The sequence below is a fragment of the Bradyrhizobium sp. UFLA05-89 genome (assembly GCF_059803475.1).
This window is the reverse complement of sequence record NZ_JBANBA010000085.1, coordinates 1-15,813: the sequence shown is the minus strand read 5'-3', so window position 1 is coordinate 15,813 and position 15,813 is coordinate 1. Positions and strand designations below refer to the sequence as shown.

Annotated in this window: 12 protein-coding genes; 6 read left to right on the top strand and 6 right to left on the bottom strand. The window is 63.5% G+C overall.

Annotation, left to right across the window (positions count from 1 at the left end; genetic code table 11):
• The first annotated feature begins 158 nt into the window (after positions 1-158).
• Positions 159-1,034, top strand: a complete 876-nt coding sequence (locus SO139_RS32620; RefSeq protein ID WP_449379814.1) for an S-methyl-5'-thioadenosine phosphorylase — start codon at positions 159-161, stop codon at positions 1,032-1,034.
• An 18-nt stretch (positions 1,035-1,052) separates the two neighbouring features.
• Complete coding sequence (gene mtnA / locus SO139_RS32615) at positions 1,053-2,162, top strand: S-methyl-5-thioribose-1-phosphate isomerase (RefSeq protein WP_449379815.1); 1,110 nt, start codon at positions 1,053-1,055, stop codon at positions 2,160-2,162.
• A gap of 114 nt (positions 2,163-2,276) precedes the next feature.
• On the opposite strand, the gene SO139_RS32610 is transcribed toward mtnA, so the two are convergent.
• Positions 2,277-2,912, bottom strand: coding sequence for an HAD-IA family hydrolase (locus tag SO139_RS32610; protein ID WP_498541256.1), 636 nt, complete (start codon positions 2,910-2,912; stop codon positions 2,277-2,279).
• A 137-nt stretch (positions 2,913-3,049) separates the two neighbouring features.
• Between SO139_RS32610 and SO139_RS32605 the strand changes: the two genes are divergently transcribed.
• The 4 genes from SO139_RS32605 (at position 3,050) to SO139_RS32590 (ending at position 9,499) form a co-directional block, all read left to right on the top strand.
• Complete coding sequence (locus tag SO139_RS32605) at positions 3,050-3,811, top strand: S1 family peptidase (protein ID WP_474798603.1); 762 nt, start codon at positions 3,050-3,052, stop codon at positions 3,809-3,811.
• Positions 3,812-3,930: 119 nt separating this feature from the next.
• Entirely contained in the window at positions 3,931-5,433 is a 1,503-nt protein-coding gene (locus SO139_RS32600) for a flavin-containing monooxygenase (RefSeq protein ID WP_449384546.1), read from the top strand.
• A 420-nt stretch (positions 5,434-5,853) separates the two neighbouring features.
• The gene (locus tag SO139_RS32595; RefSeq protein ID WP_449384545.1) at positions 5,854-7,269 is read left to right on the top strand and encodes a beta strand repeat-containing protein; all 1,416 of its coding nucleotides are present in this window, start codon (positions 5,854-5,856) and stop codon (positions 7,267-7,269) included.
• Positions 7,175-9,499: an autotransporter outer membrane beta-barrel domain-containing protein gene (locus SO139_RS32590; RefSeq protein ID WP_449384544.1), complete on the top strand. Its 2,325-nt coding sequence runs from the start codon at positions 7,175-7,177 to the stop codon at positions 9,497-9,499. Before SO139_RS32595 ends, SO139_RS32590 begins: the two co-directional genes overlap by 95 nt.
• Positions 9,500-9,693: 194 nt before the next feature.
• On the opposite strand, the gene SO139_RS32585 is transcribed toward SO139_RS32590, so the two are convergent.
• The 5 genes from SO139_RS32585 to SO139_RS32565 all read right to left on the bottom strand — a co-directional run bounded on the left by SO139_RS32585 (position 9,694) and on the right by SO139_RS32565 (position 15,567).
• Positions 9,694-10,515 carry an MlaD family protein gene (locus SO139_RS32585; protein ID WP_449384543.1) on the bottom strand — a complete coding sequence of 274 codons (822 nt, stop codon included), beginning with the start codon at positions 10,513-10,515 and terminating at the stop codon, positions 9,694-9,696.
• Positions 10,516-10,599: 84 nt separating this feature from the next.
• Positions 10,600-12,813 carry an acetate--CoA ligase family protein gene (locus SO139_RS32580; RefSeq protein ID WP_474798598.1) on the bottom strand — a complete coding sequence of 738 codons (2,214 nt, stop codon included), beginning with the start codon at positions 12,811-12,813 and terminating at the stop codon, positions 10,600-10,602.
• 123 nt (positions 12,814-12,936) lie between these two features.
• Entirely contained in the window at positions 12,937-13,929 is a 993-nt protein-coding gene (locus SO139_RS32575) for a glycosyltransferase family 2 protein (RefSeq protein ID WP_498541255.1), read from the bottom strand.
• A 176-nt stretch (positions 13,930-14,105) separates the two neighbouring features.
• A complete protein-coding gene (locus SO139_RS32570) occupies positions 14,106-14,822 on the bottom strand; it encodes a DUF1614 domain-containing protein (protein WP_449377835.1) in 717 nt (238 codons plus the stop codon).
• Positions 14,823-14,997: 175 nt separating this feature from the next.
• Positions 14,998-15,567, bottom strand: coding sequence for a class GN sortase (locus tag SO139_RS32565; protein ID WP_449377834.1), 570 nt, complete (start codon positions 15,565-15,567; stop codon positions 14,998-15,000).
• Positions 15,568-15,813 lie beyond the last annotated feature (246 nt).

Sequence of the window (15,813 nt, the reverse complement as noted above, 5' to 3'; positions counted from 1 at the left end):
GCGGTATAGGTCCTGGTTTTCGCCAGGACGACATCGAATGTGTGGCGAGCGCCCACGCTAGCTTGCAACGTCACTACCCCCACCATCCCCGTTCCAAATCCGTCCCAAAACTGGCATAGCTTAACCACGTTGCACATCGCGGACGGGGTGAAGCAGGCATGGCGCAGGCGGTATTGGGCATCATCGGCGGCTCCGGCATCTACGACCTGCCGGGGCTCGAGGGCGCGCACGAAGAGGTGATCAGCAGTCCCTGGGGCGAGCCGTCGGCGCCGGTCAGGCGCGGCACCATCGCCGGTCTGCCGATCGTGTTCCTGCCGCGGCATGACAAGGGCCACCGCCTGTCGCCCTCCGACATCAACTATCGCGCCAATATCGACGTCCTGAAGCGCGCCGGCGTCACCGATCTGGTGTCGCTCTCGGCTTGCGGTTCCTTCAAGGAGGAACTGCCGCCCGGCACCTTCGTGCTGATCGATCAGTTCGTCGACCGCACCCACAAGCGCGAGAGCTCGTTCTTCGGCAAGGGCTGCGTCGCGCATGTGTCGATGGCGCATCCGGTCTCACCGCGGCTGCGTATCCATCTCGCAGCCGCGGCCGAAGCCGAAGGCATCGCAATTGCGCGCGGCGGCACCTATGTCTGCATGGAGGGGCCGCAATTCTCGACGCTTGCGGAAAGCATGACCAACAAGACGCTGGGCTATTCCGTGATCGGCATGACCAACATGCCCGAGGCCAAGCTCGCCCGTGAGGCGGAGATCTGCTACGCCACGGTCGCCATGGTGACGGACTTCGATTGCTGGCATCCGGATCACGACGCCGTCACCGTGCAGGATATCATCCGTGTGCTGACCTCGAACGCGGACAAGGCCAAGGCGCTGGTGGCGCGTCTGGCAAAGGATTTTCCGCGCGAGCACCAGCCGTGTCCAATCGGCTCGGACCGCGCGCTCGATACGGCGCTGATCACCGCGCCCGAGGCACGCGATCCCGAGCTTTTGAAGAAGCTCGATGCCGTGGCGGGGCGCTTGCTCCGCGCGTAGGACGAAAGGCAGAACGCCATGAAGGTCGACGGCAAGCATTACCGCAGCATCTGGCGCGAGCGCGACGGCTGGTCGGTCGGAGCCATCGACCAGCGCCGGCTGCCGCACGAATTCGTCATCGCTCGTCTCACCACGAGCGAGGAGGCGGCTGACGCGATCCGGACCATGCTGGTGCGCGGTGCGCCGCTGATCGGCGCCACGGCCGCGTTCGGCGTGGCGCTCGCCATGCGCGAGGACGGTTCCGACGCCGCCTTGAAGCGCGCCTACGAGACGCTGGTGGTGGCGCGGCCCACGGCCATCAATCTCAAATGGGCACTCGACGAGATGCGTGCGACGCTGGCGCCGATCGACCGCCTGGAGCGCGCCGAAGCGGCTTACGCGCGGGCCGACGAGATCCTGGAGCAGGATGTCGAGATCAACCGGGGCATCGCCCGCAACGGTCTGGAGCTGATCGAGACGATCGCCGCGAAGAAAAAGCCGGGCGAAACCATCAACGTGCTGACCCATTGCAATGCCGGCTGGCTTGCCACCGTCGACTGGGGCACCGCGACGGCGCCGATCTATCTGGCGCATGACCGCGGCCTCAAGATCCATGTCTGGGTCGACGAGACGCGGCCGCGCAACCAGGGCGCCTCGCTCACCGCCTGGGAGCTCGGCCATCACGGCGTGCCGCACACCGTGATCCCAGACAACACTGGCGGTCATCTGATGCAGCACGGCATGGTGGATCTCGCCATCGTCGGTACCGATCGCGTCGCGGCCAATGGTGACGTCTGCAACAAGATCGGCACTTACCTGAAGGCGCTCGCTGCACACGACAACAACGTGCCGTTCTATGTCGCACTGCCCTCGCCCACGATCGATTTCGCGGTCAATGACGGCATCCGCGACATCCCGATCGAGCAGCGCAACGGCGTGGAGGTCACCGACATGACCGGCCGCACCGCCGACGGGCGGCTCGAGACGGTGCGGATCGTGCCCGAGGGCTCGCCGGTCGCCAACTACGCCTTCGATGTGACGCCGGCGCGGCTGGTGACGGGCTTGATCACCGAGCGCGGCGTGCTCAAGCCCGATCGCGCCTCGCTCGCGGCCGCGTTTCCTGAGCGGATGGCCGCGGAAGCGGAGTAGCTCTGGTCTCTCGGTGGGCAAAGGCGCATCGCGCCGTGCCCCACCACTTTTCTTGATGTCATTGAAAGTGGTGGGCACGCTTCGCTTTGCCCACCCTACGGTTCGTCGATGCGGCTAACCGAGTTTCAGCCCCGTTGCTGCCTCGAGCTCGGCGATCGCCTGCGCGCCGCTCACGACCTTGATCGTCGTCATTCCCATCTCGCGGGCGGGCTTCAGGTTGAAGCCGAGATCGTCAAGGTAGACGCAGTGCGCGGGATCGACCTCTAGCGCCTCGACCATCATCCGGTAGATGCGAGGATCCGGCTTGCGCAGACCGATTTTGGCGGACTCGATGACGTGGTCGAACAGCACCATCACGTCGGCGACGTAGAGCGAGCGGCCAGTCATGCTGCCGATCGCGTTGGCCGGCAGATTATTGGTGATGCAGCCGGTCTTGAACTTAGTCTTGATGCGCTTCAGCGCCTCGACCATCTCGGGGCGCAGATCGCCCTGCAACAGCGGCAGCACGTCGCGGCCGCGCACCTCCGCGCCGAGCGCAAGTGATTCCGCGGCGAACAGCTGGTCAAATGTTTCGATGTCGACCTCGGCGCGCTCGAACTTCGCCCAGGCGTTTTCCAGATGATTGGCGGCATTGGTGCGGCGGATGATGTCGGCAGGTAGGCCGCGCTCCTGTTCGAAGCGCGTGAAGGCCTCGAAGGGCGAGCTCGTCAACACGCCGCCAAAGTCAAAGATCACAGCCCCGATCGCCACTGTCCTACCCTCGTCGATATCAGGTGAAAACCGCTAGCACGCTGCTGCCACAACGGCCAGCATGAAGGATCTCTTCCAGAAGGCGCTTCTAAGGGGTCTCTTGGCTAATGACGCCCCAGCGGCTACCACACTCGCCCATGAACAAGACGTCCATCCTGCTCGCCGCGACGGCGATGCTCTTCACCGTGCCGGCGCAGGCCATCGTCGGCGGCGGTACGCCGCAGTCCGAAGGCGTCGCACGCTCCATCGTCACGATCGTCGGATCGCGTGGCAATTTCTGCACCGGCAGTCTGATCGCAACGAGGCTGGTGCTCACCGCCGCACACTGCGTGCAGCCCGGAGCGGAATACAAGATCCTCGACTATGGCGCCGACGGCAAGCCGCAATTGCAGAACGTGCGCGCGGTCGCGATCCATCCAAGCTTCAACATGCAGGCCATGCAGTCGCATCGCGCGACCGCCGATGTGGCGTTGCTGCAACTCGAAATTCCGCTCAAAGGAAAATCGACATCCCAGATGGGCGCGCCGCAAATTCCGATCGTGATCGGCAGTCGCTTCACCATCGCTGGTGTCGGTGTCACGGTGCCTGGCGATGGCAAGAGCAGTGGCGTGACGCGCGTTGCTGGCCTTGTCGTGACCGGCCAGCCCGGTACCTTGCAAATGAGGCTCGTGGACCCCGTAACCAACGGCGTTCGCGCCGGAATCGGCGCCTGTACTGGCGATTCCGGCGGTCCCGCATTCGAGGACAAGCTGAGCGGTCCGGTCGTCGTCGGAGTCATCAGCTGGTCGACGGGGCCGAATGGCAGCGCGGGCTGCGGCGGTATGACCGGTGTCACGCCGCTCACGCTCTACCGCGACTGGATTCTGCAGACAGCGCGGAGCTGGGGTGCGGCGCTGTGATTTGATTGCGATTTGATCTATGTCATTTTGAAGCGGAAGCGCGGTGGGCGACCATGATCCCGTCGCGGAGGAAACGCGTCGCCTGATCAAGGGCGACCTCAAAAGGCAAAGAATCAACAATGAATGTCGCCGTCCGTACGCAGCCCACCACGCAGCAAGCCACTGAACATTTCGATGTCCTGATCGTCGGCGCCGGCATCTCCGGTATTGGCAGCGCGTATCATCTGACAAAGCAGCTTCCTGGCACGAGCTTCGTCGTCCTGGAGACGAAAGACAGCTTCGGCGGCACCTGGATCACGCATCGCTATCCCGGCATCCGCTCCGACAGCGATCTGCACACCTTCGGCTATCGCTTCAAGCCATGGGTGGGGCCGCCGATCGCGACTGCCGAGGAGATCCTCGCTTACATGAACGACGTGATCGAGGAGAACGATCTCGGCAGGCACATACGCTACAAGCACAAGATCCATTCGGCACGCTGGTCGAGCGAGAGGAATCTCTGGACCATCGAATCTGTGACCACCGACACCGGTGAGGCCAAGACCTTTACCGCAAACTTCCTCTGGATGTGCCAGGGCTATTATCGCCATTCCGAAGGCTACACGCCGGAATGGAAGGGCATGGACCGATTCAAGGGCCGCGTCGTCCACCCGCAGACCTGGCCGGATGATCTCGATCTCACGGCCAAGAGGGTCGTGGTGATCGGTTCGGGTGCAACGGCCGCGACGCTGCTGCCCAACATCGCCGACAAATGCGCACACGTCACCATGCTCCAGCGCTCGCCGACCTATTTCCGCATCGGGCGCAATGCGATCGAGATTGCGGAGGAGTTGCGCAGGCTCCAGGTGGATGAGGAGTGGATCCACGAGATCGTGCGGCGGAAGATCCTGTTCGAGCAGGATGCATTCACAAAACTCTGCGTGGCCAAGCCCGAAGAGGTGAAGAAGGAGCTGATCGGGCAGATCAGTGCGATTCTCGGTCCGGACTACGATGTCGAGACGCATTTCACGCCGACATATCGGCCATGGCGGCAGCGCATCGCTTTCGTGCCGGATGCCGATCTGTTCAAGGGCATCGCCGGCGGCAAGGCCTCGGTCGTCACCGACGAGATCGAGTGCTTCGTCGAGAACGGCATCCAGCTCAAATCCGGCAAGCTGCTCGAAGCCGATGTCATCGTCACCGCCACCGGTTTCAATCTCGCCGCGCTCGGCGACATCGCCTTCGAGATCGACGGCAAACCGCTCGCCTTCGGCGACACCGTCACCTATCGCGGCATGATGTTCACGGGCGTGCCGAACATGGTCTGGGTATTCGGCTATTTCCGCGCCAGCTGGACGCTGCGCGTCGATCTCGTCGCCGATTTCGTCTGCCGGCTTCTCGGCCACATGAAGGAGAAGGGCGCCAGCAAGGTCGAGGTCAAGCTGCGTGCCGAAGACCACAACATGCCGATCCTGCCCTGGATCGATCCGGAAAACTTCAACCCCGGCTACATGATGCGCAACATGGACCTGCTGCCGAAGCGCGGCGACAAGCCGGAGTGGCAGCATAGCCAGGATTACTGGACCGAGAAGGACGCGATTCCGAAGACTGATCTCGATGACAAGGCGTTCGTTTACGGGTGAGGTGGCTAGCCGTTGCCACACCACCGCTGTCGTCCTCTCCTAGTGCGCAATTGCGCACGGGGGCTGGGTCCCGTACCGCGGAATCTATCGAGCAAGGATGCTGGTCGTCTTACGGCAACAAGTCTTCGCCAAACTGCTCCCCGTGGTCATGGGTCCTGGCCTTCGCCAGGACGACATCGTTTGTTGCGCGAGCAGCGTCCGAACTCATTTGTAGCAAGGGAACGCCTCAACGGGCGAATCGTGCTCTGGTTGAGAGGACCAGCCGACCAAGCGTTGCGCGGGTACAACACCCCCTGCGGAAAGTTCCACTTTCGGAAGCAGTTCAGCAAAATTCAGAAGCCAACCGCAAAATTGCGGAACACCCCGTGCTAGCGTTGCGTCCGACGGCGCCCCAGGGCGCCGGGGGAATGGGGCGTTGAAGTGTTTTATTTGTTGTTTCGAGGCCGGGCGCTTCGAGGCTCGACGGCGCTGGCCTTCTGCGCCGCGGCCGCCGCAAGCCTGTTGCTGATGGGATCGGCGCGCGCGCAATTTTACACTTGGGGCGGTACCGGCAGCACGACTGCGACGTCCATCTATAATCTTGGATCCAACTGGTCCAATCCGCCTGCCGGCGCGCCGCCCGTGACGAACGGCCAGGGCGCGATTTTTGACGCGACCGGATCGGCGTCGATCGACGTGACCAGTACGGTCACGCCCTATTCGTGGACCTTCACCGCGAATTCGCAGTCTTATTCGGTGAGCGGTGCCGACATCAAATTCGACTCAGGCGCCTATGGTATCTTCAACCAGGCGAACTCGGGCCAGGTCATCTCGATCTCCAACAACATAGGTCAGCTTTCACTCGCGCAAGTCTGGCAACTCGGCGCGAGCACGCTCAATTTATCAGGCAACAACACCTACACCGGCGGTACTTTGATTTCGGCCGGCACCGTGCAGGTCACCAACAACAACTCCGTCGGCACCGGCGCGGTGAGGCTTAACGGCGGCACGTTCCAGACCGATGGTGCCAGCGACCTGACTTTCACCAATGGCTTTATTGTCACTCCGAATGGCGGCGCTGTCGACAACAATGGGGTGGTCTTAACGCTATCCGGTGTTATCGCCAACGACAGCGGCTTCGTCGCCACTGGTGCGCTGCGGCTGATCGATTCCTCCGGCGGCTCCGGCACGACGGTGCTCTCCGGCGTCAACACCTATTCGGGCGGCACAAGCGTGATCGGCGCTACGGTGCAGGTAACCAACAATTCGTCGGTCGGGTCTGGCACCGTCACGCTTCAGGATGCCTTGTTCCAGGCTGACGGTCTGAGCGATCTGACCTTCACCAACAATTTCAAGATCGACAATTCTGCGAGCGGCAGCGCGATCGACGCCAATGGCGTGGTGCTGACCATCGCCGGCAACGTCACCGACGGTAACGGCGCCGGCAAGCTGACTGTTCTCGACAGCACCTTCGGCAACGGCGTCGTCACGCTGCTCGGCACCAACACCTATACCGGCGGCACGACGATCTGCGTCTGCGCCAGCCTGGTGCTCGGCGACGCCACCCATACCGCCTCCATCGTCGGCACGGTCACCAATGAGGGGCGGTTTACCTTCGTCAACGCCAACAATTCGGGCATCACCGCACTGATCAATGACGGCGGCTTCACGACCTTCATGGGCGCGACCAGCGGGAGCGCGATGACCATCACCAACACCAATGTCGGTGCGGTCGCGTTCCTGGAGTCGAGCAGCGCCGGCAGTGCCACGATCAACAACCAGATCGGCAGCGTCACGCTGTTCGGTACCCACGGCGGCACCGATACGGCGACCGGCGGGCACCGCCAGGATCGATAACGACGGTGCGGGCACGATCTTTTCCGCCCTGACCAATGCGGGCACCGCCACCATTACCAACCGCAATGGCGGCGGCACCGTCTTTGTCGACCAGTCGTCGGCCTCGGGCGCAAACATCATCAACACGGGTGGCTTGACCGCGTTCGGCCAGCCGTTCGGCACCGACACGCCGACTGCCGGCAACGCCGTGATCACCAACAACAATGGCGGCGAGACCGACTTCAACGCCTTCTCCACTGCCGGCAGCGCTGTCATCACCACCAATGACGGCGGCGCGACCTACTTCTTCGACAATTCAACCGGCGGCACCGCGCAGCTCATCACCACTGGCACCGGCTTTGTCGATTTCTCCGGCAGCCTCGGGCCGAACGGCGACGGCCGCATCCCCGTGGGCTCGATCGCGGGCTCCGGCTTCTACTATATCGGCGCCGGCAACACGCTGGTGGTCGGCGGCAACAACCTGTCGACCAAGGTCAGCGGCGTGATCGCGGACACCAATCCGTGCGTCTGCGGGGGCGCCGGCCCGGGCAACCTCGAGAAGGTCGGGGCGGGCACGCTGGCTCTGTCTGGGCTCAACACCTATACCGGCACCACCGTCGTCAATGGCGGCATCCTGCAAGTCGACGGCTCGATCGCAGCCTCGAGCCTGACCACGGTGAATGCCGGCGGCGCGCTCTCCGGCAGCGGCACCGTCGGCAACACCACGATCGCAACCGGCGGCATCTTCCTGCCCGGTAACGGCACGCCGGGGACGTCAATGATCGTCGCGGGGAATCTCGCCTTCCAGTCCGGCGCGCTCTATCTCGTCAGCGTCAACTCGACCGCCTCGAGCTTCACCAACGTGACCGGCAGCGCGACGCTCGGAGGCTCGGTCGGCGTCAGCGTCGCGGCCGGCACGACGCTGGCCAAGCAGTATACGATCCTCACCGCGACGGGCGGCCGCAGCGGCACGTTCAGCGGCGCCGATACGGTCGGAGCGCCGGCAGCGATAGCCACCCTCAGCTATGACGCCAACAACGTCTATCTGAATTTCGCGCTGGATTACGGCGCCAAGGGCAATCTCAACGTCAATCAGACCAACGTCGCCAACGCGCTGACGAACTTCTTCAATGCCAATGGTGGCATTGACGTGGTCTATGCCTCGCTGTCGCCGAATGGTCTGACGCAGGCCTCCGGCGAATCCGCGACCGGCGCGCAGCAGACCACGTTCAATGCGATGAACCTGTTCCTCAGCCTGCTGACGGACGTTTACGGCACCAGCCGCGGTGGCGCGACCGGCGCAACCCCCTTCGCACAGGAAACCGGCGCCGCGGCCTATGCCGCAGCAGGCAAGAGCACGCGCGATGCTTTTGCATCCATCTATCGCAAGGCGCCGCCGGTCGATTTCGATCAGCGCTGGAGCGTGTGGGCGGCGGGCTATGGTGGCTCGCAGACCACCAACGGCAATGCGGCGCTGGGTTCGAACAATACAACGAGCAGCCTCTACGGGACTGCTGTCGGCGTCGACTATCGCTTCTCGCCGTCGACACTCGCCGGCGTTGCGCTTGTCGGCGGCGCGACCAATTTCGGCGTCAACGGGCTTGGCTGGGGCCACTCCGATCTGTTCCAGGCTGGCGCCTTCCTGCGTCACACGGCCGGGCCGGCCTATGTGTCGGCGGCGCTCGCTTATGGCTGGCAGGACGTCACCACCAACCGCACCGTCACGGCTGTCGGCTTCGACCAGTTGCGCGCGCAGTTCAACGCAAACGCGTTCTCCGGCCGCATCGAAGGTGGCTACCGCGTTGTCACGCCGTGGATGGGCGTGACGCCCTACGCCGCGCTACAGGCGACCAATTTCAACCTGCCGAACTATGCTGAGAATGTGGTGGTCGGCACCAACGCCTTTGCGCTCGCCTATGCGGCCAAGAGCGTGACCGACACCCGCACTGAGCTCGGCCTGCGCACCGACAAGTCGTTTGCTGCCTACGACGGCGTCGTCACGCTGCGCGGCCGCGTCGCCTGGGCGCATGATTTCAATCCGGATCGCAGCATCGGCGCCGTCTTCCAGGCGCTGCCGGGCGCGGCCTTTGTCGTGAACGGCGCGGCCCTTTCCCGCGACTCCGCGCTGACAACGGCCTCCGCCGAGATGAAGTGGATGAACGGCTGGTCCGCGATCGGAACGTTTGAAGGCGAGTTCTCCAACGTCACCCGCTCCTACGCCGGCAAGGCCGTCGTGCGCTACGCCTGGTAGCGTCACCCCGCCATGGCCCGCCGTTGAGTTCATGCGCTGCGGATATGCGACTATCGGCGCGCGATGGGCGCGTGCCGCCGATTTGCCCGACATATCAGGGGCTTCCGGTGTGATTCACCTCATCCGGGCTGGCGGGGCCATCCTACTTTGCATGGGGTTGTTTTCGACATTTTTGTGGGGGGCCGTCCGGGCGCTCACTGCTTCTGCTGCGTGGGCTTGCGCGGCGGTCGCGGTGCCACCGGCGTGCCGGCCATCTTGTTGGCGGCCTCGCTGATGTCGAGGAGGGTGCGGCGCCCGTCCTCGATGAAGCTCGCCGACTTCTTCTTCATGGTATCGGCGAGCTCGCGCAGCCCCTTCACCTTCTCGAACAGCTCGTCGGCCTTGCCATCGGCGAAGCCGGGCACGACGTTCTCGATCTTGGTGACCGCATTGTCGAAGCTCGCGAAGCCATTGTCGATCTTGCCCATCACGGCGTCGATCTCTTCCCCCTTGCCCTTGAGGTCGGCGGTATAGTCTTCGAATGTGCGCAGGCCGTCCTTGATCGCGGCCGAGTTGCTCACGATCATGCGGTCGACATTGTGCAGGGTCTCGACGATCGATTCGGCGTCGCTGAGATCCGCGGTCAGCACGGGAATGCCGTCGTCATCCAGCGGCACGGGCGGTGCCGAGTGCGCGCCACCGATCAGCGAGATCGCGGCGATCCCGGTCAGGCCCTGGAACTCGATGCCGGCCACGGTGTCCTTGCGGATCGGGGCGGCGTTGTCGAGCATGACGAGCGCGACGATCTTGCGGGGATTGTCGAGCTTGATCGAGATGATCTGGCCGGCCGGTACGCCGTCGAAATTCACCGGGCCGCCCCGGCGCAGGCCGCTGGCCGAGCCGCCCTCGAACACGACGCGCAACTGGCTGCGGCTCTGGGCCGCGCGATATTTCTGCACGCCAAGCAGGCCGCCGAACGCGACGGCGAGCGCCAGCAGCGTCGCGGTTCCGATCATCAAGTTGCTTCTGCGCGCCATTATCCGTTCCGGCTCGTGCCCCGCGTCAGGGAAAGCGGAGTCGCTCGCCAATTTTATGGGCAAAGCGCGGCCAGTGGAAGCCGATCAATGCCGGGCCGCGCGCCGGGCGGCTGCGTTGTTGAGGACGATCAGTGCGTCTACGGCGACACCGGTCCTGGTATTGATCAGGAACGGATTGACGTCGATCGAAGCGATCCGGTCGCCGGCGTCTGCGATCAGGTTGGAGAGGCCGACCAGGGCCTTCACGGCGGAGGCCTCATCCAGCTTCGGCTTGCCGCGATAACCGCGCATCTTGACCCCGGCCTTGGTGCGGCCGATCAGCTGCCGAGCCTCGGCAGGATTGAGCGGCGCGCCGGCCAAAGCGACGTCCTTCATCAGCTCGATGTCGACGCCGCCGGTGCCGAACAGCACCACCGGCCCCATCTCGGCGTCGAGCGATGCGCCGACCACGAGCTCGAGATCGGCCTTGACCTGCTGCGCGATCAGGATGCCGTCGAGCCTGGGCTTGCCCTTCAGCTTCTTGACGCGCGAGGTGATGTCGTTGAACGCCTGCTTCACCTCGGTCGCGCTGTTGAGGTTTAGAACCACGCCGCCGATGTCGGATTTGTGCAGGATCTCGGCGCTGACGACCTTGGCGACCACGGGGAAACCGATCTGCTTGGCGATCTTCACGGCGTCGGCCGGCGTCTGCGCGATTCCTTCCTTGGAGATCGGGATGCCGTAGGCCTTCAACAGCTTCTTCGATGCGACCTCGTCGAGCGCGGCGCCGGTGGCGGCCCTTAGCGTCTTTTCCAGCAAGTTGCGCGCCGCGGGCTTCGAGCTTGCGACGACATCAGGCACTTCCTTGGCGAGCTTTGCGTAGTCGAGCAGCGACTTGACCGCGGTCACGGCACGGTCGAGGCCCTGCATGACAGCGATATGCGGTAGCGATTTGCGTAAGGCTTTCGTGAACTCGGTGAAGCCGATCGACATGGCGCTGATGTAGATCACCGGCTTTGCCGCCCTGGTCGCCATCTCGTTGACGATGCGCAAGTTGCGCTCGCGCTGCTCATGTGGCGCCTTCGGCAGCTCAGCATCGATGATGACGATGTCGATGTCGGGATCGTCGATCATCAGCTTGATCGATCTCATGTACACGGAGGGATCGACCACCGCCGCAAAGCCGGCGTCGAGCGGATTGCCGACGATCGAGCCGGGACCCAACATCTTTGCGAGCTCGCCGCTGACATGCGGGCTCAGCGCCGCAAAATCGAGCCCGGCCGCATAGAAGGCATCGATCAGGAGCCCGCGTTTGCCGCCCGAGAGTGTCACCGCCGCAAGGCGATTGCCTTTCGGCACAGTGCTGTGCACGAAACATTCGGTGGTCTCGATCAACTCGTCGAGACCGCGCACGCGGATCACGCCCTCGCGCGTTGCGATCGCGTCGAAGGTTTCGATGGACCCCGCAAGCGCACCGGTATGCGCCATTGCCGCCGCCCGGCCGCCCTCGGAGGCGCCGAGCTTGAGCGCGATCACCGGCTTGCTGGCGGCACGCGCCGCCTTGCAGGCGTCGCGAAACGCCTTGGTGTTACGCACGCCCTCGAGATAGACGACGATCACGCGGACACTCGGATCCTCGGCGAAATAGCGCATCAGATCCGGCGTCTCGAGTCCGGCCTCGTTGCCGGTGGTCACCATGTAGCCGACACCAACGCCGCGATCCTCCAGCGCTTGGCGGATCGCCATCACGATGGCCCCGGACTGTCCGGCGATCGCCACCGTGCCCCGTTCCATGGTGACGACGCGGTCGTCGATATTGGTGAAGAGTTTTTCGCCCGCGCTTAAGTTTCCCAGGCAGTTCGGCCCGGTGACGGCGAGGCCGGTCTCGCGTATCGCCTGCTGCAATTCGGCTGCGAGTTTCTGGCTCTCCTCATCCTGCAACTCGCTGAAGCCCGAGGTGACGATGGTGGCAGAGCGCGCGCCGGCTGCGGCGGCATCGCGGATCACTTGCACGGCAAAGCGCGCCGGCACCAGCACCAGCACGTGATCGGGCGTTTCGGGGAGGCTTGAAAAGTCCTTGTAGCAGGACACGCCCCAGATCGTTTCGCGCTTTGCGTTGATCGGAAACAACGAGCCTGCGAATCGGTACTTGATCAGGTTGTTCCAGATGCGCTCGGCATAGTTGCCGGGCTTGTCGGTGGCGCCGACCAGCACGATGTTGCGCGGATGCAGCATCGCGTGGATGCCCTTCACGACGTCGCTGGCATCGGGAGCTGGAGACCATGGCAGGGCGGTCGCAGCAGTTACCTTTGCTTCCATGGTTCCTCACCTTGTTCTTCTTGGCGCGCGTTCTTGTCGGCACGTCCGCTTTTGTAGGGTGAGTTCGCATGGGTGGCAACCGTGCGGCCCGCATGCCGCCGCGCGGAATAGGGCGTGCCGCAATCAGTATTTCAGGAGGCCGAACTTGTAGCCGTAGTGATAGGCGATCTGGAGCGCGAGATAAGGCGCGATGACACGGCGGATCTCGGCCTGCGTCGGATCAATACCCAGCACGCGCCGCCGCAGGATTCCCATTTCCTTCACGCCGACCGCATAGGTGGCGGCGGTCTTCTGCGCATCGTGGATGCGGAAGCACGATAGAAAGCGCGGCAGGCGGACGAATTTGAAGCCCGCCGCTTGGGCGCGCAGAATGAAGTCCCAGTCCAGCGCATAATGGAAGTTCTCGTCGATCGGTCCGACCTTGTCCCACACCCGCTTGCGCCAGAACATGGTCTCTTGCGGAATGTAGTCGGCATATCTGAGCGTCTTGCCGTGATAGGGCGGTAGCACGGCGCGGCCGACCTCCAGCCCGTCGCGGTCGACGAACACGCGATGTCCATAGACGATGTCGACGTTCGGATTGGACATGAAATAGTTGGCGACATAGGCAAGCGTGCCGGGCAGCAGCATATCGTCGCTGTTGAGGTACGCCATGATCTCGCAGTCGACGCCGGAAAAGCCGATGTTGATGGCGTTGGACTGGCCCCTGTCGGGCTCGCTGCGCCAGCTCAGGCTGTTGCCGCGCTTGCTCAGCAGCTCAGCCGTTCCGTCGATCGAGGCGCCATCCTGCACGTGATAGTGCAGGTTCGGATAGTTCTGGTTGAGGATGCTGTCGATGGTGGCGTCGAGATAGTGCACGTGATTGTAGCTCGGTGTCACCATCGCGATCCGCAGTGCGTTCGCAGGTGCCGGTGGCGCGGGCTGAAAGCCGTTCACGTTGAGCAGGCGCGGCGGATATTGCTCGAACGTCCACATCGGCGGCCGCCGCCAGAGGCTGCGCAGCGACTCCCGTCTTTGTCCCGCGGCGATGAGATGCTGGTTTCTCTCGAGAAGTGCGATGCGACTTTCGATCTGATCGAGCTGTTGCAAGACCTTCTGCTTGAATTCGTTGTCCATCAATAAAAGTTCCGCAACAGGAATGCAGTATCAAAATTCGACCGGCCGAGCCGCTCGCTACGAGCCGCTCTGTATACGTCTACGGCCCGAGATGCCAGTTCAGTTCCCCGCTCAAAACGGGTGTCCGGAAGCCATGGTTAGAAGCCACCGTTAATTGTGCGCGACATGAGAAGCTCTCACCAGACCTCCCTGGGTCTTGGGGGCGAGGCGATGCCAGCCAGCAGCACGGCCAGGATGCCCGTCAGGAAGATGCCGTCGAATGTGCCGGCGCCGCCGATCGACGCGACGGGGGCGCCGAGATTGCCGATCTTGTCGAGGTTGAGTAAATCGGCTCCGATCAGGGTGCCCATCGAGCCGCCGATATAGGCGAGCGGTGCGGCATATTCGCGCGACAGCAGGAAGGCCAGGATCGCCGTGACCACGACAGGCGCGAAGACGGGAACCGCAATGCCGACACCCTGCACTGGTGTTGCCATCATGTGGATGACGAAGGCGATCGCGATCACCGCGATCGCAGCCTTCAGCCAGAGCTGGTAGCGCAGCACGAGATAGCTCGACATCAATGTCGGGATCACAGCGCCGCCGACATTCACCGCAAGCACCGTGCCCGGCCATTGCGTCACCAGCGGCACAACATAGCGCATGCCGAAGAAATCGACGATCTCGCCCGAGCGCACCGCCTTGCCGGGCAGCACCGTGACCGGGATGTTGAAATAGCTGCCGATCAGCGAGCCGAACAACAGCAGCAGCGCAACGCCCGGTCCGACGCCAAGCTTCATATAGGCATAGCGCAGGATGCGGAGCTGGATCAGGACGATCAGCCCGGCGAACAGCAGCACCAGGACGGAAAACAGGCCGGGTGTGATCGGCAGGTACTGAACTTGTGAATGCATGGTCACACGGTTGGATCTGGCGCGGTACGGCCTTGCCACCATCCCACGGGATGGCCGCGATGACAAACTCGGAGCATGATCGCGAAAAGTGTGAAGCGGTTCTCCCTCGCGACAAACGCGGAACGCGGAGATTCATGCTCGAACAAGAACCCAAGGCGCGATGATAATTCGCCCTTTAGCTGCCGGTTCCAATCAGCGTCGCGTGCAGGATGTAACGGTCCGGACCCGGCGTGAGCGCGTTGAACGGCCAGCAGGTCGACAGCACGAGCTCGTAGCCTTGCGCGTTGGGATCGATGCCCGAGGCGTCGAAGCGCACAATGGCGGAGGAGTCGGCCCGGTAGTCGAAGCGCTTGCCGTCGCCACGTGTGACCTCGATCTCGTCGCCGATCGCAACATCCTTCAAGAAACGGAAATGCGTGTCGCGGTGTGCTGCGTAGACGGCGACGCCGCGCTCGCCCGCGTCCGCGGTCTGTTCGACATGTCCGGGACCGAAGGCGAGTGCCTGGCCGCTGCTGCCGGCGAGCACGATGGCGCTGGCGCCGATCCGCTTCACCTCGATCCGTGCCACCGGCCACGTATCCGCCCATGACCATGGCTTGATCGGCTGCCCAGTTGCGATGCTCCTGATGAACGCGCGTTCCAGCAGCACCTGCGCCAGCCATGCCTTGGCGTGGATGTAGGCGCCGTCGCCAAGCAGAACGAGACCAACGAGGGCCAGAACGAGGGGGGAGATTAGGCGGGGCATTTGTGTTCACTCCCGGCGTTGCGAGCGTGTGTGAGCTGTCCTGCGTTCGCGAGCCTCGCCTCAGCCACCGTTGTCATTCCCCGCGAAAGCGGAGAATCCAGTACGCCGCAGCCTCTCCGTATCCTCGCACGCTCTCTGGAATACTGGATCGCCCGCTTTCGCGGGCGATGACGATGAGAGTGTGGCGCGTGCGCGCCCCAAACTCGCAATGACGGTGTTGAGACAAAAGGCGCGCGCGGCTGTTTG